Below are 26,387 nucleotides of genomic sequence, written 5' to 3' on the forward strand. Positions count from 1 at the left end.
ACATCGATACGTCATAAAACTATGAGTGAACTCATACATACAATAGGTATTCATCATTTATGCATTAAGCATAACGACATTAAATTAATTGCCAATACACTAGAATTATCAGATACAGAAGAATTAATTTTTGATAAAGAACATAATTGGAGTTCGCTTTATAAAGATGCTACCGAATTTTTAATAATAGAGTCAAATACGGAATGGACATACGTGGTATTCAATATTTGGGAATTTGATTTAATAAAATTAATAACGCAGAAATTATCTGAGAATCTTAAAACAGAAGTCAATTATTTTTTCATTGATCCATGGGTAAGTACCACAAGATGGATTAATTCTGAAAACGGGAAAATTAATAGAAGTCATTGGCAAGAAGACGAAACTATATTTGAAGACTATGGTTCGCTCTCACTTGAGCATGAATTAATAGACAAACCTGTTTCATCTGCAATTAAAGAAATTGACGAAATTGATATTTTTTGGGATGAGATCGCAAAATTATATTGGAATCTAAGTAATACACTTTCACCATCCATTTCTAGCTTGAATGAAGGGAATACATATAATGCGATTAGAGGTTTTTTTAATATGAATCAAACATTCAACTAACAATTTGCTTAAAGTTCTAACTAAAAAATCTTCATATAAAAACATATTTTTTAATTTTCAATACTCGCCCCTACCCTTTTTATGGACCAGATAAAACCATACAATTTCAACTTAAATGAAGAAAAACAACGAAGGTAGAGGCTGTCTTATTATATTTTTAAGTCCATTTGTAATCATTGGGCTTGTCACGTTATGCCTAAGCATTTTTAATTTATACAATTCTAAAAAGACGAATAGTTGGGCCAAAACAAACGCCGAAGTACAAAGTCTTGAATTTGACCATGAAAACTATGATGGTGCATCATCATACAGAGTTAAAATTACTTATGAATATATAATTGATAATGTAAAATATCAAAATAATAAAATTGCTTATGGCTATGGAATGAATGGCGTTGACGACCATCATAATCTATATTTAAAATTAAAAGACGCTAAAAAAATTGTCGCCTACATAAACCCTAACAATAATTCTGATTCTATTTTAATAAAAGGCCTTAATGGTTCTATTTTAGGATTACTCTTATTTTCTATTATGTGGAATGCTGGCGTATCTATTTTTTTAGTTCCAATCTTAATGAAGAGTAATTCAAAACTATTATTCAAAAAACTGATCGTAATCGTTTTCATAATATGGTCTATTGGAATTATATTAATTGTGACAAAATCAATTCAAATTCCATTAGAAAAGAAAATAGAAGTAATAGAAACCTCTACAAGAAGATAAATCAGAACCAAAATTTCATTCTAGTTTATTACCTTACAACTACAATAATTCAACCCCATTTATCAGTAATTAAAACCAACCTTTATGGATAGTGATTTGAAACAAATTTCTAAACTAATCTTAAAAGAAAGATTTTCAGATTTTGAATCTTTTTATAATGACTATGCCTTAGACCTTGACCTTTTCAAATTAAAGCATGAGAAAATCTTATTAAAATGGTTCGACAAAGAAGACTTTGCTGAGCTGAAAGATTATTTATATCCCGAATATCTTTTAATTATTTATGGTGGATTTCTAAATAAAATATATTCTGCTGATTGGAGCGGAGAAGAATATCCTGGACAAGTAAAAGCTTCTTTAACCAACATATTAAAAACCTATGACCATCCTACTTTTAAGTGGAATCTAAAAGTGTTTGAAGCGACTCTAGACCAAGAATCTATAAAGCGTGGCGAGTATATAGATTTACTATTTAAAGCATTAGACAATAGCCTTTCTGATACCGGTTTTCAGTTGTTATTTTTAGACTTATTTAATGACGAATACTATTATACTATTTTACCGGCAAATGAAATAGCAGCGGCTTTAAATATTGCAGGAAAAGAATTTCGTACGTGTGACAGTAAAACCTATGATATTGAAATTACCAGTTTAGGAAGTAACAAATCTAAAATAATACTGTTTATAAAAAATAAGCACAAAATTGAGCTGAAAGAAATTTTAAAGCACATTAAAAACTCACCTATTTCTGTAGAAAAATCTTGTTCTATTTTAAGAATAAAAGAATTAGAACAAGAATTAAAAAACTTAGGTTGCGAATATAGAATAACAGAAAATACCGCTGCAAAATAACCCCTAGAAAACAGACCAACAAGCCTAAACATTACATAAATGAAAATCGCAACTAGAATATTCATCCTTTTTTTAACTGTAAATTTTCTTTCTTGTAAAGGAAATGCACAAGAATCGGAGACAGCTGAAAAGAAAATTGAAATTTCAAAAACGACAAAGCCTACTTTGCCTGAATCAATCGGAATTATAAATGATTACGGAGAAGTCTTTACAGAACCTCAACGTGCCGAATTATCAAAAATACTTTATGATTACGATATTGAAACAACGAGACAAATTGTGGTAGTAACTATTGATAGCATAAAACCTTATGACAACATTCACAGATACGCAACAGATCTAGGTCAAACTTGGGGAGTAGGAACCGCCGAAAAGAATAACGGTTTAACAATTGTTCTTTGTAAACCTTGCAGGCAAATAGGCATTGCAACCGGTACCGGAACAGAACTAATATTAACCGACGAAATTTGTAAAAAAGTAATTGAAGAAAAAATAATACCCGAATTTAAAAATGATGAATTTTATCTCGGTATTAAAAAAGGCGTATTAGCATTAATAGAAAAGTGGAAATAAGTTTTATAAACACTACTTCAGATAAAAGCATTTTGTAGCCCATTAAAAATTATTTCAAATGACTATTTCACAAAAAATAAAGCAACTTTTTAATTTAGATGAAGGTATAAATTCTTTTGGTTACGAAGAAGTTGAACTTGCTGAAGTTGAAACAAGATTAAAATTAAATCTTCCAGAAACACTTAGAGCATATTATTTGACCTTAGGTAAAAATACGAGCATAAATAATGCTCACAACAATCTATTTAAACCTACTGAAATAGGGTTTTCTAATGACATGTATTTAATGTTTTATGAAGAAAACCAATCTGTAGTTAATTGGGGAATCAAGCATACAGACCTGCAACTTGACAATCCGCCGGTTTGGGGTAATTACGGCTCAAATGAATTACCCGATTGGCAATTAGAAGCCAATACAACCGAATTATTTTTACTTCTTATGGCAATCGTTAATGGAACGCTTGGCGGTCTAAAATTTAATACGAACAGTTTTGAAACCGTTAAGCCAGAAGTAGTCAGAACAATCAAAATGAGCTGGACTGAAATAGAAGAGATTAGTTGTAACAAGCAAAAAATGTATACCAACGACTTTAAAGAAGTTATAAGCCTAAGTTTTGACGAAAAAGAAAATTGCACTGCCATTTTTACTGGAACAAATAATAAACATCGATTTGATAATCTTATCGATAGTTTAAAAATAAAATGGTCTTATATTTCTACTGAAGATGACGAAGATGTTGATCAAAAATAGGGCATCTCACATGTTTAGTCTCCATTAAAAAATTACAGATCTTTATCATTAATCAATTCTAAAAATGGAATTATCTAAGAGCACATTAAATAGCGGACTGAGTTTCTCTATGGAATTTGGAAAAAATTGGCTAGTTGACATACAAAAAAGGTTACGAAATGAAAATCTCGAATTGACTACATCAGAATTAGATTTCTGCAACAAGTTATGTAAAAAAGTAAATAAATGTGCTCATGATTACGTGAGTAATAATCCTGTAAAAGGTAAAAAGGAAATTAGTTTTATGGAATTTTCTCAATTTGCAAAATTCATGAAATCGAAATACGAGTGGATTAATGATAAAAATCTTAGCCATCTTTATAGTCAAAGCTGCTATTACGCTTTAAAATAACAGGAAATTCAAATAAGTAAATGCCCATTACACTATTTTAAAACAAAGGCGACTATTCAATTACTTAATCTCAAATTCTACTAATTACTTAACCAAACTCACTTTAATTAAATAAACTGCGTTATTAAAACTCCATCATAGCTGCCATTTTCACTAAATAAAAAAAATGAAAAACTATTTACAACTTATACTTCTATTTACACTTTGTATAACATTTGGTTGTAAAGAAGATGCTAAAGACCAAAACATGGGCAACAACCAAAACCAAGTTGCACCAGAGAATACTATAAAAGAAGTTGATAGTGTAAAGAAGTCTACCACAGTGCCTACTCAAACTACAAAGAAATATAAATTTATAATTGCAGAGTCTGGCTTAAACTACAGAGACAAACCTAAAGGTAAAGTCGTAGGAAAATTTGAATGGAGAGATAAAGTAGAATACCTTTTTAGTACACAGCAAACAGAAACTATTACAGACAATTCTCAAGAAGTTGAAGGTACATGGGTTGCCCTAAAACATTTAAAAGATACCGTTTATGTTTTTGATTATTATTTATCTGACCACGAGCCTAGAAGATCAAGAACTAAATTATACTATGCTGAAGCCTATTATAGAGATATTCTTCAGCCCTCTAAAGAAATAGATATAAGACTAGCATTTGTTAATGTATCTGAAAGTTTTCACATGCCCGAAAATTTCATTGACAAGAAAGATTTACGAAAAGACACGATACACTTTAGTCAAAAACAACGTACAGAATTCTTTAAAAGAATGAACTATGCTAACAGCGATACATTATTCATTTACGACTTAGCATCAACTTTAGTTAAAAGACTTCCGATTAAAAACATACCATTAATGGCATGTGTAAGTATTTATTCGAGCGTAAAAGATGAGTACAAAACAGAAGATTATTATAGTCATGACTATCAAATTGGTTTTAATTTAGGCAAGGCAGGTTATAGCGGTTTTGCTGTAATAGGAAAAGAAAATCCTTTTGTTGAAAAAGGACTACAACCCTTAATTTTCAAGAAAATGAATCAACAGCAAATTGACAGCAATCTTAAAAAACAGATAATCTCTGAAGATTTGGTGAATGATTCTGTTTTTAAACCCTACACATCAAATTATAAAAACATAAGTGCATTTGTAAAGGCAAATACAGACTATTCAAATTGGTCTGATTTAATTATTATTAATACACAGACAAAAGAGTCTTTTGATATTTATCAAGAAGAAGGGGAATCAAGCGGTAAGGCTGACCTAAGCCTAGCAGATGTAGCGTCAGAATACCCAGAAAACTATCAATATATCGGCAATTTATTTAAGAACAAACCACCTGTTGTATTTGGGTTTATGTGGGAGTCTTTTGGTTGTTCTCAAATTCAGTTTTTAGATAATAATGAATTACCTATTAGAATTTTATGTGATAATAGGCATTAAAAATGAACGTACTACTTTAGTAACACTAATAGTCAAATAGTATTAAAATAATGATTAAAAAAATAATAATTTTTATATCGATAGTACTACTCCTTATTATTTCATACAACTATTTAAACCCTCCATTTGCAGTTAAAAATTCAGAGGCATTAAGTTTAGGCTTTAAAGTAAAACCTTTTAGAGACAGCATCAATGTATTTATACCTTATGAAATTACGGTATATAATAATAGATATCAATCATTAGAACTTGGTAGAATTTATGATGAAAATGATAGAGATTACAGACCAAACTTATTATACAATAAAGACGGTGTAGAATTAGGCAGGCTTTATAATGATTCAAAAAAACAATACGAAGATGAACCCTACTGGCTGAAATTAGAATATAGAGATATCATTTTCCCATTCACAAAAAGAGTTTTTTATTATTACAGAAAGCATACTCTTAGTAATAAAAATGATGTTTTTAATATTAAAGAAATAGATAGAGACTCTCTTTACAAGCAACTGGCTGAATTGAACTATAATATCAACCTAAATAAGAACAATCATATTATTGATAGTTTATACAAAGTAAATCGTATGAAAATTTTCAATGTGGATTTTGATACGGAAAGATTTACACTTTCAAAGTATATAAAAGCCAAAATCAATAGTAATGAACAAATAGCTATTAACATTGACTACCGAGACTCTATGCAAAATATGACTAAAGCTCAAAAGAGAGCTTATGTACTTAAGTTAGCCAAAACAAACACAAAATTAGATGATTTTTAAAATCAAATCAAAACCTCAATTATCTATTTCAATGTAAAAAGGTTATGCTAATTAAAGTGTTGTTTAATGTATTTAAGTCTCAAAAAATATTAAATTACCAATAACATCCAGAACTAAAAACAGCACAATAACAACTGCTTTATATCTTAATAGAAAATGAAAAAAATAGCAATTGGTTGCGGAATATTTTTAGTGCTGGTCATTGGTACTGTTACCTTACTGTTCTATATACTTACGAGACCTAAATACAGAGATGTAGCTACTGAGAAACCATTTTCAGAAATTTTAAGCCAGCAATTAACTACGAAAAGACCTACCCTAATTTTAAATTATGATTTACCTAGATATGAAGACTATAGCTATCATTTAGAAGATGGAAATGGTTTTGGTATGAATTCTGATTTAGAGGTACTTGCCGAAATACCAATTGGAACACCGGTACAAATAGATAAAATAGAACTACACACCAATAGAGTTAGCGGTACATCTAGCGCTTATCTTTTTGGTACAGTGTATAGTAAAGAAAAGCAAGAAACCTATGCTTTTCAATATACCTGGGGCGATTACCATTTATTATATGAAGACAAGCCCTACTGGACATTTGAGCTTGCCTTTTGGCAAGATGAACCATTGACTGAAAAGTATTTTATCGATGTTCCTTGATAATGATATTCTTTAATTGACCGTTACCGAAAATTCAAAAAGAGTAGCTATTCATAATATCCTTACCAATTTTATTTTACTGAGTGATAGGCATTATCCTTAAAAATAGTTGACGCTAACTGTTCGTTTTCAACTATTTTTAAGGACTATTAACTTGTTTACCATTTCGACTAACCATGAAAACTATAAAACTATTCCTCTTCTGTATCTCGTTAGCTTATGTTGGCGTAATATCTGCCCAATCTAAATGGGATACAACTACTCAAGAAGATATCAAAATATATACACCTAGTGATTTAAAGAGCGGAAAAACGTTTGACGTTTACGCATATGGTCCAACAGAAACTCCAAATGAAGATTTAAAAAATTGGGTGCTTGAAACTGCAAAAGAAAAGCAAAAGGCAATAGGTGAGCCACTTAAAAAGTGGGTTGTAAAACCTGAAAAAGAAGATTACGGCATTACCAATAGCTACAAAGACGACAAAGGTGTTACCATGCAAGTCGCTTACCAAGGTGGTAAATTAGAAGATGGTCGTAATTTCTTGATTAGACTTATCATTTCAAACGATCTTATTACTGTACTGAAATATGGTACTAGATTAGAGGCTCTTTTAGTTGACATAAAAGCCGATATGGTAACTAGACAGACTACGGCAACCGACAAAAAAAGTATTGCTTCTAACAAAGTAAATACTGCACCTACCCAAACTACTACTAAAGAAGCCGCTATCAATGAAATATCCGAAACCTCATTATCACCAGGCAAAGCTCCCGATGGGTTGGTAGAACTAAGAGGTCTACTGGGAACAGGTATGCAATCTACTGGTATGGTGGGTACCACTAGTAATGTAATAGCACTCTTTAAAGACGGAACGTTTACGAGTGATATAGGGTACACCTTTTCTGCAGGTGTTGCGGCATCTAAAAGAAAAAATCCGAAAAGATGGGGACAATGGCGAATGCGCAATAACGAATTAGAACTAAAGAAATATAATAAAACCGAATTTGATGAAGCTCGAGATTGGCTAACTGAACCCGCCTCTAAAGACTTAAAACTTAATGGTTGCTATGGCAAAATAACCTCTTCGAGTTACAGTGGTTATGGTGGTGGCAGTACTGTTGGTAATGCTAGTTCGTGGTGTTTTCAACCTAATGGTCGCTTTTCACATTCTAAAACAGGTTTTGCTAATGCAACTGGTGATGTTAGGGGATCTACATCTTCCAATAAAAAATCGGGCGGTAGATATTACCTATCAGGTTATGCAGCTAGGTTTATATACGACGATGGTACTGAAGTCACTACTTCTTTTTGTTTTTTGAATAAGAAGAAAACGCACATAGCCATTAATGGAAAACGATTAATTGGCAAATAAAAGACAACATTGTAATGCCATTAGTATGAGTAAACTTTTAGCGGTTATTCCATTTTTCCTTTTCATATTCGTATCATGTGAGACTAGTGATGTTGATGGCAAATGGGACGACAATATTAAGCTTTCAGAAAATAATATTACAATTTCTGCCGAAGCAAATACAGTTCTCATAACAACAAAAGGTAGTTCTTGGTGGGTTGCTGGAATAATACTGAATGATGATTCAGATTATGATATTTCTGATATTGATACTACACAATTAGATTTCGTGATATCAACGGAAGACTTTATCATAGAAAGAAAAAATGCAAAAGAAATTCATGTCTCCATAACACCAAACAACACAGGTTTAGAAAGAACCTTAACCGTTTCGTTACAAGCTGGTAATTACTTTGACGGATTCAACGTGCACCAAACTATAGATTAATTCTTTGGTGCTGAACAATAGTAATATCAAACAATAAATAACTTAGCGTATCTACAGACCTACCAATCTGTAATTATTACTTTTCATAAACCGTCAATTTTAATTTTAGCGAATTACATTGCCTTATTCTTGATGAAATCATTACCTCTAATTTCTTACAACCTTAATTACCTCAACCAAAAGTACGTTTCACTCATTTTTCATTGCATATAAAATTACCTTGGCACAGTTTTGTATTGTAATTTTACTATGATGAAAAATCTATATCTAATTTTAATCCTTTTTATGTCCACACAATTTGGCAATGCCCAAGAGCAAAATTCTTATGATTCACTATGGGATAAAGTTCTCGATTCAGAGATGGAAAACTTGAGCAAATCGGCATTAAAACAAGCTGAAGCTATCTTTCAAAAGGCAAAAAACGAAAAAATGAAGTGCAGACCATAAAAGCCCTTCTTTATAAATCTGGTTTTATTAATAAACTTGAAGAAGATGCCATTTTAACTATCGTTAATGATTTCAAATCAGAAATAGCAGTTGCAGATAATGCAACGAAAAGCATCCTTCATAGTTATTTAGCAAACTTATACTGGCAATACTACCAGCAAAACAGATATAAATTTAATAACAGAACCAAAACAGATGTTAAGATTGATTCTGTAGATTTTAGAACTTGGGATTTAGATACGATTTTTAAAGAAATAGATTATCATTTTACTGCATCCTTAGAAAATGCTAGTACTACTCAGCAACTTTCTATTTCAGATTTTGATGAAATTTTAGAAAAGTATGAAGAAAATCGAAAGTACAGACCTACGTTATTTGACCTTCTTGCGCATACCGCTTTAGACTTTTATACTACAAGCGAAAATGGTATCAATAAACCTGCAGATGCTTTTGAAATTGACAATGAAGCAATTTTATGCGAAGCATACACTGCTAGCTTTTTAAATTTTGATGATGGTCAAAACCTGTCATTACAGTCTAGAGCACTTGAAATTTACCAACAACTAGTAGCATTTCATTTTGGCAATCCAGATATGAGTCCGTTAGTATTGATAGATATAGAGCGACTGCGTTTTATTCACCAAAACGCCACTTTCGATAACAAAGACAATCTATTTCTTGAGGTGCTACAGAATTCAGCTGAAAACATAAAACATAGTCCGCTATCGGGCTTATACACCTTTGAAATTGCACTTCAGTACCAACAATTTGGATTCACCTATGATCTTAAAACGAATAAAGAACATCAATGGAAGTTAAAAGAAGCCATTGCACTTTGCGATGATGTAATTGCTAGATTTCCTAAAAGTTTAGGTGCACAAAAATGCATGGTATTAAAATCTGAAATTCATAATACCACTATTCAACTGACTTCAGAAAAGCACATACCAACCAACACGGTAAGCAGACTATTGGTTAGTTATAAAAATATGGAGCGTTTGTCGTTAAAGGCTTTTCAAATTACCCAGAAACAATTAAAAGAGCTTGAAGAATTATATCAAGACAATAAGAAACAAGACTATATAAAAAAACTGTCTGTTGCTAAAACTTGGTCGGCATCTTTAAAAACAGAAAACGATTATCAAACGCATAGTACTGAAATCTCCATACCTGCTTTAGAAAATGGAAATTATGTGATAGTGGCAGAATCTGGCGATAAAAAAGTAAATTCATTTAGCTTCACCACTGTTCAAGTAACCAATTTAGCGGTAATTGAAACACAAAACCTAACACATCAGTTCTACCAAGTAATTAATCGCAATAACGGCAAACCTATTGTTGGTGCAGAAGTTATTTTAAGGTATCGAAAAAGCTATAATGAACCGATAAAACGTAAAACGTTTGCCACAGATAAAAATGGCAACATCACTATCGAAAAAAATGAAGAAAGTTGGAACGAAGTTTCAATAACCGTAAAAAAAGATAGCGAAACTGCATATTTTGGCGAGTATTACGTAAATAGAGGTTATGCTCAAAATGAAGAGCGAATTAACTATTCTTGCTTTTTATTTACGGATAGAAGTATTTATAGACCAGGTCAGCCCATATATTTTAAGGGTATTGCCATTAGCCAAGATAAAGGCGTATCTAAAGTTTTAGAAAACGCTAAAATTAAAGTTACGCTTGCAGATGTTAATGGACAAGAATTAGAAACTCTCGCGTTGACCAGCAATGATTATGGTTCTATTTCGGGTGAATTTATTTTACCAAATTCCGGACTCACAGGTAATTTTTCTATTCGCATTTCTTCAACTAAATATGGTTTAAACGAGCATACCAGTATTTCAGTTGAGGAGTACAAACGACCTAAATTCGAAACAAATTTTGAACCAGTTACAGAGACCTATAAAGTTAATGATAGTATAACGGTGACAGGTAAAGCAACCGCATATGCAGGTAGTTCCATCTCAGATGCAAAAGTAGTTTACCGTGTAAAAAGAGTGGTGAATTTACCAAGATGGTATTATTGGTTTAGACCTTATTTTAATGGCTCTTCTCAAGAAATTGAACATGGTGAAACTGTTACCGATGCAGCAGGTAATTATAAAATAAATTTTAAGGCGATACCCGATAATAGTATTGAGAAAGAAAACCTGCCTACTTTTAATTATGAAGTTACAGCAGATGTAACCGATATTAATGGAGAAACCAGAAGTACAGTTACGAATGTTGCAGTTGGCTATCATGCGCTAAACATAAATTTAGTAGTGCAGGAGTCCATTGACAAGACCCTGAAGGATACAGGCTTTACGATTACCAGCAGAAACTTAAATGGAGAATTTGTTGCGGCAACAGGCGAGGTGAAATTATACAAATTACAGGCACCTGAAAACGTCATACGCCCAAGACAATGGGCTGCTCCAGATTACCAAGGTTTTTCAAAAGATGAATTCTTGAAACTTTATCCGCATGATGCTTTTGAAGACGAAGACAATTCTGCCAATTGGAAAAAAGGTAAAATGGTTTGGCAATCTAACTTCAATACCCAAAATTCTAAGGAAATCAATTTCGGTAAAACCAAGAATTGGGAATCTGGCAAATACAGGTTAGAATTAAACTCAAAAGATAAATTTGGTCAAGCCGTAAAAGATATCGCCATTATCAACTTTACTGGTAATGAACACACGCTAGCCGACAACCAATTGTTTCAAATAAAAACAGATAAAGGGCAATATAAAGTCGGAGACAAAGCGCAAATAACATTTCTTTCAAGTGCTGAAGATTTGAATATTTATGTAAGGGTTGAAAAAAGTAATACCATAGTTGACGAAAAGTTAATTATGTTGAACAACAATTCAAAAACCATATCGGTACCTGTTACCGAAAATGATTTAGGCGGATTTGTAATTACTTACGGTTATGCATTCGCCAATTATTTTGAATGGAACACTCATAATATTCTTGTTCCCTACCCTTCTAGCGATTTACAAATAGAGACAACGACCTTTAGAGATAAAATAGCTCCGGGTGTTGATGAAACTTGGTCTTTTAAGATCAAAGGTCCGGAAGGTGAAAAAGTAAGCGCTGAGTTGTTAGCAAGTATGTATGATGCCTCTTTAGATCAGTTTAGCCCTCATTCTTGGAGCTTTTATCCATTTCATAGACCAAATTACTATTCACGAATTAGAACGAACGCTCATAACAGCTTTTCGACAAGTAGCTTCTATACATTTTCGCTTCATGAAGACATGAGCTACCCAAGTCTAAGATTTGATTCTTTCGAATCGTTCGGGTTAGATTTTCGTTCATACGGAAACTTCTATGAACCAAGGGCCAAGTACAAAAGGTCTTCAGCACCTTTAAGAAAATCCATGATGTCAGATGGTGCTGAGTTAGAAGAAGCCGTGATGCTTGAAGATTCTAATGCAAGTATAGAAAGTAAATTAGAAGGCAGAGCAGCAGGTATAGAAATTACCGAAGCCTTAACTGAACCCGAGAAAGAGAAAGAAGATTTTGGTTCGGTTACCATTCGTAAAAACCTACAAGAAACCGCTTTTTTCTTTCCATTATTACAAACAGATAAAGAAGGGAACGTATCATTCAACTTCACCACACCTGAAGCATTAACACGTTGGAATTTGCAGCTCTTAGCACATACCAAAGATTTGGAAAGCACGATAACCAATCTTACTACGGTAACTCAAAAAGAGTTAATGGTAACACCAAATGCACCACGATTTTTACGTGAAGGCGATGAGATTAGCATTAGCAGTAAAATATCTAATCTAACAGAAAAACTACTTTCTGGTCAGGCGAAATTAGAATTGACCGATGCAGTAACTGGTCTAGATATATCAACTCAATTGTTAGAGGCTTCTAATACAATAGCCACAACCGCTTTTGAAGTTGATGGTATGGGGAATACTCAAGTATCATGGAGATTGAATATTCCGGAAGGGTTGCAATCAGTCCAATATAAAATCATTGCAAAAGCAGGTGATTTCTCTGATGGCGAGCAAAACATGTTGCCCGTATTATCAAACAGAACCTTGGTAACGGAAACGTTACCTATGTGGATTCGTAGCAATCAGACCAAGACCTTTATTTTAGACAAGCTAAAAAACACCTCATCGACTACGCTGAAACACCACAAGCTGACTTTAGAAATGACATCTAACCCAGCTTGGTACGCAGTACAGGCATTGCCCTATTTAATGGAGTATCCGTATGATTGTAGCGAGCAGATATTCTCAAGGTATTACGCAAATTCATTGGCTAGCCATATAGCGAACAGTAACCCAAGAATTCGTGAAGTGTTTGACCAATGGGCAAATTCAGATGCCCTACTAAGTAATCTAGAAAAGAACGAGGAATTGAAATCCCTATTAATTCAAGAAACACCTTGGTTACGCGATGCACAATCTGAAACCGAACAAAAGAAAAGAATCGGATTATTATTCAATTTGAACAAGATGAAAAACGAGCAGCAATCAGCTTTAAATAAGCTAGCTCAAAATCAGAATCTAAGTGGAGCTTGGTCTTGGTTCAATGGCGGACCAGACAACAGATACATCACCCAACATATCATTTCGGGTATGGGTCATTTGAATCATTTGGTTACTTCGGCTACCAACAGCAACGAACCTAAAATGATTGAAAATGCAATTTCATATTTAGATGCTGAGTTTGTGAAAGAATACGAGCAAATGAAGAAACATACATCGAATATTAACGATGATCATTTAAGTGCGTATCAGGTTCATTATTTATACATGCGAAGCTTTTTTAAGGATATTAAAACCTCTAAGAAAGTAGATGAGATAACCGGTTACTATTTAAAACAAGCTCAGAAATATTGGACCAAAAGAGGTTTGTATGCACAGGGAATGCTTGCTTTAATATTGCATAGGATGGATGACGCTAAAACGTCTGCCAAAATTCTACGTGCATTGGAAGAGAATAGCATTACCAGCGATGAATTGGGTATGTACTGGAAGAGTAATACTAGCTCATGGTATTGGTATCAGGCACCTATAGAAACACAAGCTTTATTGATTGAAGCATTTTCTGAAATTCGCCCTGCCGATATTGAAACGGTTGATAATCTTAAAATATGGTTACTTAAAAATAAGCAGACCAATCAATGGAGTACCACCAAAGCAACAACAGAAGCTGTTTACGCTTTATTATTACAAGGCAGCGAGTGGTTATCAGTTACAGATGCAGTTGAAGTTTTAATTGGCGGAGAAAAGATTGACCCTTCAACATTAGAAGATGTAAAGGTCGAAGCAGGAACTGGCTACTTTAAAACATCTTGGAATACCACTGAAATTCAACCAAAAATGGGTGAGGTACAAATCAGCAAAAAAGGCAACGGAATTGCTTGGGGAGCTTTGTACTGGCAATATTTTGAGGACTTAGATAAAATTACAAGTGCTGAGACTCCGTTGAAATTAAAGAAAAAAATCTTCTTGAAAAAGAATACAGATTCTGGCGAAGTAATTTCTGAAGTGACTGACAACACTACGTTAAAAGTAGGCGATTTGGTTAAGATTAGAATTGAACTGAGGTCCGACCGAGATATGGAATTCATACACATGAAAGATATGCGTGCTGCTGGTTTTGAACCTGTAAACGTAATTTCAAGATACAAGTGGCAAGATGGCTTAGGGTATTACGAAAGCACTAAAGATGCTAGCACCAATTTCTTCTTTGACTATTTACCTAAAGGAGTTTATGTGTTTGAATATGATGTACGTGTAAATAATGCTGGCGATTTCAGTAATGGCATTACCACCATACAAAGTATGTATGCACCAGAATTTAGCAGTCATAGTGAAGGAGTTCGTGTAACGGTGGAAAATTAACCCAATTACGAACGAAGTGAAGTAATCTGTTTATGGGCTGATTAAAACTTAATCGTAACCAACAACAGACAGATTGTCTCGTCGCAAAAAAGCTCCTCGCAAAGACGAGTTAAAACACAAAAAAAGGGCGCTACAATGTAGCGCCCTTTCGTCTTTTACTAAAAAATAGTTTACCAAATATGAACTCTCTTTTCAGGAGCTAAGTACATAGCATCGCCTTCTTTAATATCAAAAGCATCGTAAAACTCTTGAATGTTTAATAAAGGTTGTGTTGCTCTAACCATACCTGGAGAGTGTGGATCCGTTTTAATTTGAGTTCTTAAAGCCTCATCTCTACTCTTCGTTCTCCAAACTGTAGCCCAAGACATAAAGAAACGTTGTTCAGCTGTAAAGCCATCAACATCTTCAGGACGACCATTTTCAGCATAGTATTTCTGAAGTCCGTCATAAGCACCTAGCAGTCCGCCTAAGTCACCGATATTCTCACCTAAGGTGAATTTACCGTTTACATAAACATCTGGTAAAACCATTACGCTATCGTACTGTACCGCTAAAGCATCAGCTCTTTCAGTAAATGCAGCTAAATCAGCATCTGTCCACCAGTTTTTAAGATTTCCATCAGCATCGAAACGAGAACCACTATCATCAAAAGCATGAGAAATCTCATGACCGATAACAGCACCAATACCACCGTAATTTACAGCTTCATCAGCAGTATAGTTATAGAAAGGTGGTTGTAAGATCGCAGCAGGAAAAACAATCTCGTTGTTCAAAGGATTGAAGTATGCATTTACAGTCTGTGGAGACATTCCCCATTCTGTTTTATCAACAGGCTCTCCAATTTCAGAGTAGTTCTTTAACTCTCCCCATTTGTTAACAGCAGTCATATTCTCAAAATAAGACTTGTCTGCAGAAACTTCCATAGTTGAATAATCTTCCCATTTATCTGGGTAAGCAATCTTCACTGTAAATTTATCTAACTTTTCAATTGCTTTTGTTTTTGTAGAATCGCTCATCCAATCTAAAACAGAAATACGTTCTTTAAAAGCATCGATAACATTTGCAATCATCAACTCAGCATTTGCCTTTGCTTCTGGCGGAAACTTTGCATCAACATATAATTGACCTAAAGCTTCACCAACAGTACCGTTTACTGTTGCCAATGCACGCTCGTCTGCAGCACGTTGTTCTTTTGCTCCTCTAAGGTATTTGCTATAAAATTCCCAATCTGCAGTTTCAATATCAGTCGTTAATTTTCCGGCAGCACTATTAAAAGTATCCCATCTTACCAAAGTTTTGATATCCTCGATCGGAGTAGTTTTTAAGAACTTGTCTAAAGCCTCTGTATATCTCAATTGAGTAACCAAAAGTGTATCGAACTTTTTAGTAATGCCTAAATCAGAAATAAGTTTCTTCATGTCTATAGTAGACATCATTTTATCAACCTCGGCAATTGTTCTAGGGTTATTGTAGTTTCTCGCATCTCTACGTTCTACTTTATTTAAACGAGGTTCTGCCAATTGCGTTTCTAAAGCTAAAATTTTATTTGCAGCTTTCGTTGCATCAGCTTCAGAATCACCTAATCTCTGTAACATTTTAGAGACGTGCTTTTTGTATTCTTCACGAATTTCAACAGACTTCTCATCTTCTTCTAAATAGAAATCACGGTCAGGCAACCCTAATCCGTTAGCACCTAAATACACAGCGTTCATGCTACTGTTATTTAAATCTGCACCAGCACCAATGTTTAAGAACGGAGAAGATACAGCTGCATTGGTTGCCAATACTGTTTGTAAATCTTTTAAATTCTTTACAGAAGCAATTGCTTCAAATGCCGATGTTAATGGCGTAATGCCTGCTTTATTTCTAGCAGCAGAATCTAACTTAGTATCAAAAATTGCCAAAGCTTTCGCTTGATCAGTATCTGCAGCGTAGTTTCCACTTTCTTTCGCAGTAGCCAATATTTTTAATACATCGTCATCGGTAGATTTACGAAGTACACTGAAACCACCCCAGCTAGTTCTATCATCTGGTATTTCGGTAAACTTCATCCAGTTTCCGTTTACGTAGTTATAAAAATCTGACTTAGGGTTTTGAGTGGTATCCATGTTCGATAGAACGATACCAGGTATTGTTTCTACTTCGGCAGTAGGTTTCGGTTCTTCTTTACAAGAAGCTAAAGCTACCAAACCGGCAGCAAGAAAATAAATCTTTTTCATTTTGTGTGAGTTAGTTTTTAACGTGTCGATCTATATGACGCTCGTTTTGAGTTTTGTTACAAAAATAACAGGATTTTACTTTCAATACGTTTTTTTTCACTCACAAATACTAACATTAACATTTGAAGTCTACCATATTACATCAGAAAAAGTTATTTCAAAATGTCATTATAAATTTAAAATCGCGTTAACTCATTGAAAGTGCCACTACACTCATTATGCATTTTATAAGATCAGTGTTCCTTATACTTTAGAGGTGTACTAATAAAAAAACCGAATTATGAAAAGCACATTAACAATTGACGTAAAAGAACCATGCAAAGAAAATTTCACTAATTTTAGTAAAACTGAAAAAGGCGGTTTTTGCCAGAGCTGTGAAAAAGAGGTTATTGATTTTACTAAGTTATCAGATAGTGAAATTGTAAGTTATCTAAGCTCAGACAATAAAAAAACATGTGGTATGTTCAAGGCATCGCAACTAAAAACATATGAAACTAATACTATGCATACTATGACAAATTCTATGTTACATAAAGGAATTGCAATGATGAGTTTTTCGCTACTTGCCCTGTGCGCTACAGAAGTTAAAGGTCAAGAAACCGCAAGTATAGAACCACCTATTGAAGTAGTTTCTACAGATATTATGGGCGATATTTCATATGTTGAAGTTATTCAAGAAAAACACACCGTAACCGGTACCATTGTCGATGAAGCAAATGAACCATTACCTGGTGTAAATGTAGTTTTGAAAGGAACTACAGTAGGTACACAAACAGATTTTGATGGTAAGTTTGAATTCCCGCAACAACTAGCAGAAAATGATATTCTAGTACTTAGTTTTATAGGTTATGAAACCAAGACTTACAAAGTAGCAGCAAACGGAAATTCTAACATAGATATCAATATTACTTTTGATGAATACGATATGGTTTTGATGGGTGATATTGTAATAGATGGCACTTACACTAGTAAAAGAAATATTTTTCAAAAGATTGGAGATATTTTCAAATAATGAAAAATTTCATACTCCTTTCAACGCTCTTATTTTCAATAATGAGTTTTGCTCAACGCTCAGATTTTAATCATATCGATTTTAAAACAGCAGATAGCATCGCTCATTATTATAAAGATGCAAGCTTAAAAAACTTACCAGTACTTACTCATAATTTGACCACATCATTAGAAACTGATGTAGAAAAATTTAGGTCGATATACACATGGATCAGCACAAACATTGCCAATGATTATTCTTCTTATGTAAAAATAAGCACCAAGAGAAAAAGGTTTGCTAAAGACAAGCAAGCCTTTTTAGATTGGAATACAAGTATTACACCAAAAGTGTTTAAAAGTTTATTAGAAGATCGAAAAACTGCCTGTACCGGTTATGCATACTTGGTAAAAGAAATGGCAACTCTTGCTGGATTTAATTGTGATATTATTGATGGCTACGGGCGTACACCTACTTTACTATTAGAAGAAGGTAGTGCTCCCAACCATTCTTGGAACCGTATTGAAATAAATGACAAATGGTATCTGTGTGATGCTACTTGGTCTGCTGGGCAAACAATGGTTATTAACGGCACACCATTATTTCAGCAAGATTATTTCGACGGATATTTTCTTGCGGATACTGAGTTATTTGCGAAAAATCATTTTCCAATACAAAAAGAAGAAAGTCAACCCGTAAATAAGGAAAGCTTAGATGCTTTTATTGCGGGACCCGTTATTTACAAAGAAGCTTTTTTAGCACCGATAATTCCTATTGCCCCAGCAGCAATGCATAACACTATTCAAAAAGGAACGTCGGTTACCTTTACACTAAAAGTACCAAAAGATTTTATTGGAAATACCCAGCTATTACTGAACAAAGGTGGGAATCAAAAAAATGGAAATTCGAATATTATAAAGAAAGAAGGTGAAATCAGCTTAGTACAACACTTTGAAAAGAAAGGGCTGTACGACGTTCATATTTCAGTCGAAGACCAACTGATTGCTACATATGTCATTAAAGTAAAATAACGCTATTCTGGCGGATACTTGCTGAATATCTTATCGACTACAACTTGTAGTTTTTCTGACTTTTCTTGAGGTGTATCTCCCTCGCGAAACGGACTTTCGCTAACGGCTTGCCAAATCAACATATCTTTATTAGAATCAACAAAATCAATCTTTAATTCTCTGGTCATTTTTGGACCGCCAACAGGAATACCAATTGAAACTCCGCCACCAATACCACCATTACCACCACCAAGACCAACACCTACGTTGTTCGCAGATTGTGCTTTAAATACAGTACTCTTAATATTAATGAACATATCTGGTTCTTCAGCGAACATAAATCCTTTTTCGCCCAAAGTAGCATCCATGGCATCCATTAACCTTTTCTCGTCCAATTCACTTAGACCAGTTTCCATATCACCAAAATAGTTATAGGTAGCATATGATGTAAAATCGGTCTGATCATCGTAATCATAATTAACCCTCGCTGATCCGCAAGAAGTTAAAACTAATAGTACAACACTAAAAAAAAGGATTCTCATGATATTGTATTTTCTTAAATTTAAAGAAAATAAAAGAGTAATATATGTTTTTGAGAAGGTATTCGATTAAGAGTTAAGCATTGCCCAAAGCTTATCTTTCAATTCTACGATACCCATTTGCGCTACAGATGATATAAACATGAAAGGCGTACCGTTTAAATCTTTATTCAGTTCTTCTCGCATTTCATCCATCAATTCATCATCTAGCATATCACTTTTAGAAATACAGATAAGACGCTCTTTGTCTAATAACTCTGGGTTGTAGCGACGTAACTCATCTAGTAAAATTTCATATTCTTTGCTGATATCTTTACTATCTGCAGGAATTAAAAATAATAAGTTCGCATTACGTTCTATATGTCTTAAAAAATAATGACCTAAACCTTTACCTTCTGCAGCACCTTCGATAATACCAGGAATATCTGCCATTACAAAACTCTTAAAATCTCGGTATTCGACAATACCTAAATTCGGTTTCAAGGTTGTAAACTCGTAATCGGCAATTTTTGGTTTTGCCGAAGTTATCACAGATAATAAAGTAGACTTACCTGCATTAGGAAAACCTACTAAACCAACATCTGCCAATACTTTAAGCTCTAATAGAAACTCACCTTCTAAGCCATCCATACCAGGTTGAGCATATCTAGGTGTTTGGTTTGTAGAGGTTCTAAAGTGCCAGTTACCTCGACCACCCATACCACCATTAAGTAAAATTATTTCTTCACCATGTTCGGTGATTTCAAAAAGTACTTCTTTGGTCTCAAAATCTTTTACTACCGTACCTAATGGCACATCTAAGTAAGCATCTTCGCCATCAGCCCCAGTACTTCGGCTTTTACTACCGTGCGAACCATGACCAGCCTTAAAATGTTTTGTGTATTTAAAATTAATTAAGGTCCAAAGGTTCTCGTTACCTCGAACAATTATATGTCCGCCACGACCACCATCACCACCATCAGGACCACCTTTGGTAATAAATTTTTCACGGTGCAAATGCACAGATCCCTTGCCTCCTTTACCAGAAGTCAAACCCACTTTTACGTAGTCAACAAAATTACCTTCGGTCATTGTTATTCTTTCAGTTCAAAAAATTACAGCAAACAAGTTGCCGTAAAAAATCGATATTATTTTAAGCCTTCGATTACTTTCGTTAGGCGTTCGGTAATATCAGCTATTGAGCCAATACCATTTACGCTATGAAACTTACCTTGAGCCTCGTAAAATTCTTTTACAGGAGTAGTTTTTGCATTGTACTCATCAAAACGATTTCTAATTTTAGCTACATCTTGATCATCTGTTCTACCACTTACTTTACCTCTTTCTAAAAGACGATCAATTAAAATCTCGTCATTTGCCTCTAAAGCGATAGTTGCATTGATGCCCATATCTTTAGATTCTAAGAAATTATCAAGAGCTTCGGCTTGTGCAGCAGTTCTAGGGAAACCGTCAAAAATGAATCCGTCGGCATCAGCATTCTTCTCCACTTCTTCTTGTAACATTTTAATCGTTACCTCATCTGGCACTAGCTCTCCTTTATCAATATATGACTTAGCTAAAGTACCCAGCTCCGTTCCGTTTTTGATATTGAATCTAAATACATCTCCGGTAGAAATATGCTTTAAATTATATTTTTCTTTTAGAAATTGTGCTTGTGTGCCCTTGCCGGCTCCTGGCTTACCAAAGAGTACAAGATTAATCATATGTTTCTGGTTTAATTGGTATACTTCTTTTAAATTTCGTCCTTGTTCCTTATAATCTAGACCATAACCAACAATAAAATTGTCGGGTATTGCCAAGCCAAAATAGTCGATGGCATATTCGCCCCTATATACATCTGGCTTATAAAAAAGACTGGCTATTTTAAATTCTTTAACCTTGGTTTTAGAAAATAAATGCACCAATTTCTGCAAGGTACGCCCTGTATCAATAATATCTTCTAAAATAATGACACTACGCCCCTCGATATTTTCTGGTACATCTAACAATGTCTCTACAATACCTGTAGATGTTAAGCCTTGGTAAGAACTAAGTCTTACAAAAGAAACTTCGCAAGGGTGTTCATAGGCTTTCATCAAATCTGAAACGAACATAAAAGACCCATTCAACACACCTACAAAAATGGGTGTCTCATCTTTATAATCTTCGGCAATTTTATCTGCAACCGTTTTTACAGCCTGCAAAATTTCAGATTCGCTGAGATAAGGTTTAAAAAACTTGTCGTGAATTTGTATCAATTTTCATAAATTATCAAGGTTTGCAAAGATAAGGTATTGCCTTGTGTTTTTGATTAGAAAGGAATTGGTTTCTAAGATTTAACCGTATTTTTGTAGTACTTAAGGCGTTTTCTCAACTGCCCAAAGCAACAATTATATGGATTATTTTTCTTCAGGTTTTAAATTAGGCATTTTAGGTGGTGGTCAACTCGGTAAAATGATGTTGTATGAAACACGAAAATGGGATATTTACACCAAAGTTTTAGACCCTTCTTCTGAAGCACCAAGTAGAATGTCGTGTAATGAATTCATTCAAGGCGGTCTATTGGATTTTGACACCGTTTACAATTTTGGTAAAGATGTAGATGTGTTGACCATAGAAATTGAAAATGTAAATCTTGATGCATTAGAGAAATTAGAAGATGAAGGCGTAAAAGTATACCCGCAACCAAAAGCGTTGCGCATTATTCAAAATAAAGCAAAACAGAAATTATTCTACGTTGACAATGACGTACCAACTGCCGATTTTCAGCGTTTTGCGTATTTGAGTGAAATTGAAGATAGTATTGAAAACGGAGGCTTACAATTTCCCTTTGTTTGGAAAGTTGCCCAATTCGGTTATGACGGACAAGGAGTAAAAGTTGTTCGCTGTTTAGACGATTTAAAAGGATTACCTGCGGGAGAATGCATTACCGAAACTATGATTCCGTTTAAAAACGAATTAGCAGTTATCGTATCTCGTAATACTGAAGGAGAGATTAAAACCTACCCAGTTGTGGAGATGGAATTTCACCCAGAAGCCAACCAAGTAGAATACGTTATTTGTCCTGCACGTATAGATGAAAAAGTGGCTGAAAAAGCACGCGCACTGGCATTAAAGGTTGCTGAAAAAATCGGACTAACCGGTTTATTGGCTGTAGAAATGTTTCAGACAGTAGATGATAAAATATTGGTGAACGAAGTAGCACCAAGACCACATAATAGCGGACATTATAGTATAGAGGCTAGTTACACCAATCAATTCGAACAACATATACGTAGTATTCTCGGCTTACCTCTAGGTAACACAGATAGTAAAGTTGCAGGTGTTATGGTAAATTTAGTAGGTGCAGAAGGTCATACCGGTGATGTTGTATATAAAAATATAGAAGAAATTTTAGCAATGGAAGGTGTTACGCCGCATATATACGGAAAAGCACAAACAAGACCATTTCGTAAAATGGGTCATGTAACCATTGTTAACGATGACTTAGGTAAAGCGAGAGCGATTGCCGAAAAAGTAAAGGAAACAATTCAAGTGATTTCAAAATAAAAAACATGAGTAAAGTAGCCGTAGTAATGGGTAGTACAAGTGACATGCCCGTAATGCAAGATGCCATAGATATTTTAAAGGGTTTTGATATAGAGGTCGATGTAGATATTGTATCTGCCCACAGAACACCAGAAAAATTGTTCGATTTCAGTAAAAATGCACACACTAATGGGTATACGGTAATTATTGCCGGTGCTGGCGGTGCAGCTCATTTACCAGGCATGGTGGCTTCTATGTCTCCGTTACCTGTAATAGGCGTTCCTGTAAAAAGTAGTAATTCTATTGATGGTTGGGATTCTATTCTATCCATTCTTCAAATGCCAGGCGGCGTACCAGTTGCTACTGTTGCACTTAATGGCGCAAAAAATGCAGGAATTTTAGCTGCACAAATTATTGGCAGTTTTGACAAATGTGTTTTGGACAAAATTATTCTTTACAAAGAAGGTCTGAAGCAAAAAGTTATCGATGGCGCAAAGGCCGTGAACGGTAAATAGTTAGTAAACAACCTCGGAACAAGCCGTAAAGCATTGAATTGAAAATTTTATTTAGATTTCGACTGAAACGTCGGAGCATTTAAATCTCGATTATCGAGTAAAACTAATTTTAATTTATTTGAGTGGTCTTGAATTTGACACTTGATCTTGAACTTGAAATATGAATCCATTATTATCCCCTTTTGATACCGCTCCATTTTCACAAATTAAAAATGAGCATTTTAAACCCGCATTTTTACAATCTATAGAAGATGCACGAGCAGAAATAGATGCCATTACAAATAATACAGAGGCTCCTACTTTTGAAAATACGATAGAAGCTTTAGAGTTTTCAGGTCAGCAATTAGATAGAATTTCAAGCGTATTTTTCAACTTGAATTCCGCAGAAACAAATGAGGAAATTCAAAAAATAGCTCAAGAAGTTTCTCCGTTATTATCAGAATTTGGAAATGACATTACATTAAACGAAGCGTTATTCAAAAGAGTAAAAGCAGTTTATGACCAAAAGGATACTTTAGACCTTACGGTAGAACAAAACACACTTTTAGATAAAAAATACAAGAGTTTTAGCCGAAACGGAGCCAATTTATCTGAAGAGAAAAAGACACGTTTACGAACAATAGATGCCAAGCTTGCCAAGTTGAAATTGACCTTTGGCGAGAATGTACTGGCCGAAACCAATAAATACCAATTGCACCTTACGGATGAAGCTGATTTAGACGGATTGCCAGAAGGTGAAAAAGAAGCTGCTGCACAGTTGGCGATTTCAAAAGGTAAAGAAGATGGTTGGATGATTACTTTAGATTACCCAAGCTATATTCCTTTTATGAAGTACGCCAAAAATAGGGAGTTAAGAAAAGAACTTTCAATGGCATTTGGCAGTAGAGCATTTCATAATGATAAACTAGACAACCAAGAAAACGTTCTTGATATTGCCAAGTTACGTTTTGAGAGAGCTAATCTTTTAGGGTATAAAACACATGCAAATTTCGTTCTTGAAGAACGAATGGCAGAGACTCCAGAGAAAGTACATTCTTTCTTAAATGAATTACTAGCAAAAGCGAAGCCAGCTGCAGAACGTGAGTTCAAGCAATTAGAAGATTTCGCTAAAAAACTAGATAAAATTGACCGCTTAGAAAAATGGGATAGTAGTTTTTATTCTGAAAAACTGAAGCAAGAGTTATTCAACTTAGATGACGAAAAGCTGAAACCATATTTCAAATTAGAAAATGTTATTAACGGTGTTTTTAAAGTAGCGGAAAAATTATTCGATTTACAGTTTGAAGAAGTTAACGACATTGAAAAATATCATGACGAGGTAAAAACTTATAAAGTTTATGATGCCGATAAAAACTTCATTTCATTATTTTATGCCGATTTTCACCCTAGAGCAGGAAAACGAGGTGGCGCATGGATGACATCTTACAAATCGCAATGGAAGCGAAATGGAGAAAATGTCCGTCCGCATATATCAAACGTATGCAACTTTACTCCGTCAACAAAAAGTAAGCCTTCATTACTAACGTTTAATGAAGTAACAACGCTTTTCCATGAATTCGGACATGGGCTACACGGTATGCTGGCAAACACCACCTACCCTAGCCTATCTGGAACATCTGTTTTTTGGGATTTTGTAGAATTGCCAAGTCAGGTTTTAGAAAACTGGTGTTATGAAAAAGAAGCATTAGAATTATTTGCAAAGCATTATGAAACCGGAAAAACCATACCTATGGAACTGGTTGAAAAAATAAAAGAATCTGCCACCTTCCAAGAAGGCATGCAAACCTTACGTCAATTAAGCTTCGGATTATTAGATATGTCTTGGCATGGTATAGACCCAACAGGCATTACCAATGTAAAAGCACATGAAGATGAGGCTTTCAAAGACACAAGCCTTTACCCAGAAACTCCGGAAACTTGCATGAGCACCGCATTCTCTCATATTTTTCAAGGCGGATATTCATCAGGATATTATAGCTATAAATGGGCAGAAGTTTTGGATGCAGACGCCTTTGCATTCTTTAAAGAAGAAGGTATTTTCAATAAAGAAGTTGCAACTAAGTTTAAAGACAACGTTCTTTCGCAAGGCGGTACTGAAAACCCAATGACATTATATAAAAGGTTTAGAGGAGCAGAACCAAAAGTTGAGGCATTGCTAGAGAGAGCTGGGTTATTGAATTAGTAAAATTTTAGAATCATCTAACAATCTCTAAATAAAATTAAAAACAACCTGATATTGACTTATGAATACAATTCAAATTCGATATCAGGTTAATTTAGTACAAGACATAAAAAACTACATAGTCCATTAAAATAGTATACCCATTACGATACCGACCCTAAGATTTATTTTTTTTAAGAACTAAATTGGCGAATAGCATTTATAATTTAATACTCTATTTTTACCTACTCATCATTCTTTCCTAGGTTAATTTCAACTCGTACATTTTATAATGACCAGGTATTACATTTAAAAGTTACTTCCAGATTAAAATCCTTTCAAATAAACTCCGAAATCACTGCGAAATATGTGGTTAAACATCTATGGAGAACAAATAAAAGTAACATCCCTTAAGTGAACCCTAAATTCCACCTTCATATTATCCTTGTACGCATTACGAAAAATAAATGTTCAGACATTGAAACAACTGGCTTTAGATATCAATTATCCTTTAAACCTTCTGCAAATCAAATAAATATTAA

22 protein-coding genes are annotated in these 26,387 nt (G+C 34.0%); 18 read left to right on the forward strand and 4 right to left on the reverse strand.

The features are described 5' to 3' along the window. Positions 1-21: 21 nt before the first annotated feature. The 13 genes from QSV08_RS12525 (at position 22) to QSV08_RS12585 (ending at position 14,906) form a co-directional block, all read left to right on the forward strand. On the forward strand, positions 22-612 hold the full coding sequence (locus QSV08_RS12525; RefSeq protein ID WP_324023674.1) for a hypothetical protein: 591 nt from the start codon (positions 22-24) through the stop codon (positions 610-612). Between the two features lie 115 nt (positions 613-727). Beyond that, positions 728-1,339, forward strand: a complete 612-nt coding sequence (locus tag QSV08_RS12530) for a DUF3592 domain-containing protein (protein ID WP_324023675.1) — start codon at positions 728-730, stop codon at positions 1,337-1,339. 84 nt (positions 1,340-1,423) lie between these two features. Next, positions 1,424-2,191 carry a DUF6630 family protein gene (locus tag QSV08_RS12535; protein ID WP_324023676.1) on the forward strand — a complete coding sequence of 256 codons (768 nt, stop codon included), beginning with the start codon at positions 1,424-1,426 and terminating at the stop codon, positions 2,189-2,191. Between the two features lie 39 nt (positions 2,192-2,230). Then, the gene (locus QSV08_RS12540) at positions 2,231-2,764 is read left to right on the forward strand and encodes a TPM domain-containing protein (RefSeq protein WP_324023677.1); all 534 of its coding nucleotides are present in this window, start codon (positions 2,231-2,233) and stop codon (positions 2,762-2,764) included. A gap of 58 nt (positions 2,765-2,822) precedes the next feature. Beyond that, positions 2,823-3,515: an SMI1/KNR4 family protein gene (locus QSV08_RS12545; protein WP_324023678.1), complete on the forward strand. Its 693-nt coding sequence runs from the start codon at positions 2,823-2,825 to the stop codon at positions 3,513-3,515. Between the two features lie 64 nt (positions 3,516-3,579). Continuing rightward, positions 3,580-3,906 (forward strand): hypothetical protein, encoded by a 327-nt coding sequence (locus QSV08_RS12550; RefSeq protein WP_324023679.1) that lies wholly within the window; start codon positions 3,580-3,582, stop codon positions 3,904-3,906. A 166-nt stretch (positions 3,907-4,072) separates the two neighbouring features. Then, the gene (locus tag QSV08_RS12555; protein ID WP_324023680.1) at positions 4,073-5,350 is read left to right on the forward strand and encodes a hypothetical protein; all 1,278 of its coding nucleotides are present in this window, start codon (positions 4,073-4,075) and stop codon (positions 5,348-5,350) included. Positions 5,351-5,400: 50 nt separating this feature from the next. Continuing rightward, complete coding sequence (locus QSV08_RS12560; protein WP_324023681.1) at positions 5,401-6,129, forward strand: hypothetical protein; 729 nt, start codon at positions 5,401-5,403, stop codon at positions 6,127-6,129. A 156-nt stretch (positions 6,130-6,285) separates the two neighbouring features. Beyond that, complete coding sequence (locus QSV08_RS12565; protein WP_324023682.1) at positions 6,286-6,792, forward strand: hypothetical protein; 507 nt, start codon at positions 6,286-6,288, stop codon at positions 6,790-6,792. Positions 6,793-6,968: 176 nt separating this feature from the next. Continuing rightward, a complete protein-coding gene (locus QSV08_RS12570; RefSeq protein ID WP_324023683.1) occupies positions 6,969-8,165 on the forward strand; it encodes a hypothetical protein in 1,197 nt (398 codons plus the stop codon). Positions 8,166-8,190: 25 nt separating this feature from the next. Next, the gene (locus tag QSV08_RS12575) at positions 8,191-8,592 is read left to right on the forward strand and encodes a BACON domain-containing protein (protein WP_324023684.1); all 402 of its coding nucleotides are present in this window, start codon (positions 8,191-8,193) and stop codon (positions 8,590-8,592) included. 285 nt (positions 8,593-8,877) lie between these two features. Next, the gene (locus QSV08_RS12580; protein ID WP_324023685.1) at positions 8,878-9,039 is read left to right on the forward strand and encodes a hypothetical protein; all 162 of its coding nucleotides are present in this window, start codon (positions 8,878-8,880) and stop codon (positions 9,037-9,039) included. Next, entirely contained in the window at positions 9,027-14,906 is a 5,880-nt protein-coding gene (locus QSV08_RS12585) for an alpha-2-macroglobulin family protein (RefSeq protein ID WP_324023686.1), read from the forward strand. Before QSV08_RS12580 ends, QSV08_RS12585 begins: the two co-directional genes overlap by 13 nt. A 170-nt stretch (positions 14,907-15,076) precedes the next feature. On the opposite strand, the gene QSV08_RS12590 is transcribed toward QSV08_RS12585, so the two are convergent. Beyond that, positions 15,077-17,125: a M13 family metallopeptidase gene (locus QSV08_RS12590; RefSeq protein WP_324023687.1), complete on the reverse strand. Its 2,049-nt coding sequence runs from the start codon at positions 17,123-17,125 to the stop codon at positions 15,077-15,079. 280 nt (positions 17,126-17,405) lie between these two features. Between QSV08_RS12590 and QSV08_RS12595 the strand changes: the two genes are divergently transcribed. Together QSV08_RS12595 and QSV08_RS12600 are read left to right on the forward strand one after the other, a co-directional pair. Beyond that, positions 17,406-18,137 carry a carboxypeptidase-like regulatory domain-containing protein gene (locus tag QSV08_RS12595; protein WP_324023688.1) on the forward strand — a complete coding sequence of 244 codons (732 nt, stop codon included), beginning with the start codon at positions 17,406-17,408 and terminating at the stop codon, positions 18,135-18,137. Further along, entirely contained in the window at positions 18,137-19,144 is a 1,008-nt protein-coding gene (locus tag QSV08_RS12600) for a transglutaminase domain-containing protein (protein ID WP_324023689.1), read from the forward strand. Before QSV08_RS12595 ends, QSV08_RS12600 begins: the two co-directional genes overlap by 1 nt. Positions 19,145-19,146: 2 nt before the next feature. Here the strand turns inward: QSV08_RS12600 and QSV08_RS12605 are convergent, their stop codons facing one another. The 3 genes from QSV08_RS12605 to QSV08_RS12615 all read right to left on the reverse strand — a co-directional run bounded on the left by QSV08_RS12605 (position 19,147) and on the right by QSV08_RS12615 (position 21,899). After that, positions 19,147-19,665, reverse strand: coding sequence for a DUF4136 domain-containing protein (locus tag QSV08_RS12605; protein ID WP_324023690.1), 519 nt, complete (start codon positions 19,663-19,665; stop codon positions 19,147-19,149). Positions 19,666-19,731: 66 nt separating this feature from the next. Next, positions 19,732-20,733 carry a GTPase ObgE gene (gene obgE / locus QSV08_RS12610; RefSeq protein WP_324023691.1) on the reverse strand — a complete coding sequence of 334 codons (1,002 nt, stop codon included), beginning with the start codon at positions 20,731-20,733 and terminating at the stop codon, positions 19,732-19,734. Between the two features lie 56 nt (positions 20,734-20,789). Continuing rightward, positions 20,790-21,899 (reverse strand): adenylate kinase, encoded by a 1,110-nt coding sequence (locus QSV08_RS12615; RefSeq protein WP_073242506.1) that lies wholly within the window; start codon positions 21,897-21,899, stop codon positions 20,790-20,792. 136 nt (positions 21,900-22,035) lie between these two features. Between QSV08_RS12615 and QSV08_RS12620 the strand changes: the two genes are divergently transcribed. The 3 genes from QSV08_RS12620 to QSV08_RS12630 all read left to right on the forward strand — a co-directional run bounded on the left by QSV08_RS12620 (position 22,036) and on the right by QSV08_RS12630 (position 25,866). Next, positions 22,036-23,190 (forward strand): 5-(carboxyamino)imidazole ribonucleotide synthase, encoded by a 1,155-nt coding sequence (locus QSV08_RS12620; RefSeq protein WP_324023692.1) that lies wholly within the window; start codon positions 22,036-22,038, stop codon positions 23,188-23,190. Between the two features lie 5 nt (positions 23,191-23,195). Then, positions 23,196-23,684, forward strand: coding sequence for a 5-(carboxyamino)imidazole ribonucleotide mutase (gene purE, locus QSV08_RS12625; RefSeq protein ID WP_324023693.1), 489 nt, complete (start codon positions 23,196-23,198; stop codon positions 23,682-23,684). A gap of 160 nt (positions 23,685-23,844) precedes the next feature. Continuing rightward, complete coding sequence (locus tag QSV08_RS12630) at positions 23,845-25,866, forward strand: M3 family metallopeptidase (protein ID WP_324023694.1); 2,022 nt, start codon at positions 23,845-23,847, stop codon at positions 25,864-25,866. The last annotated feature ends 521 nt before the right edge of the window (positions 25,867-26,387 follow it).

It is taken from the genome of Maribacter sp. BPC-D8, assembly GCF_035207705.1.
Classification (GTDB): domain Bacteria; phylum Bacteroidota; class Bacteroidia; order Flavobacteriales; family Flavobacteriaceae; genus Maribacter.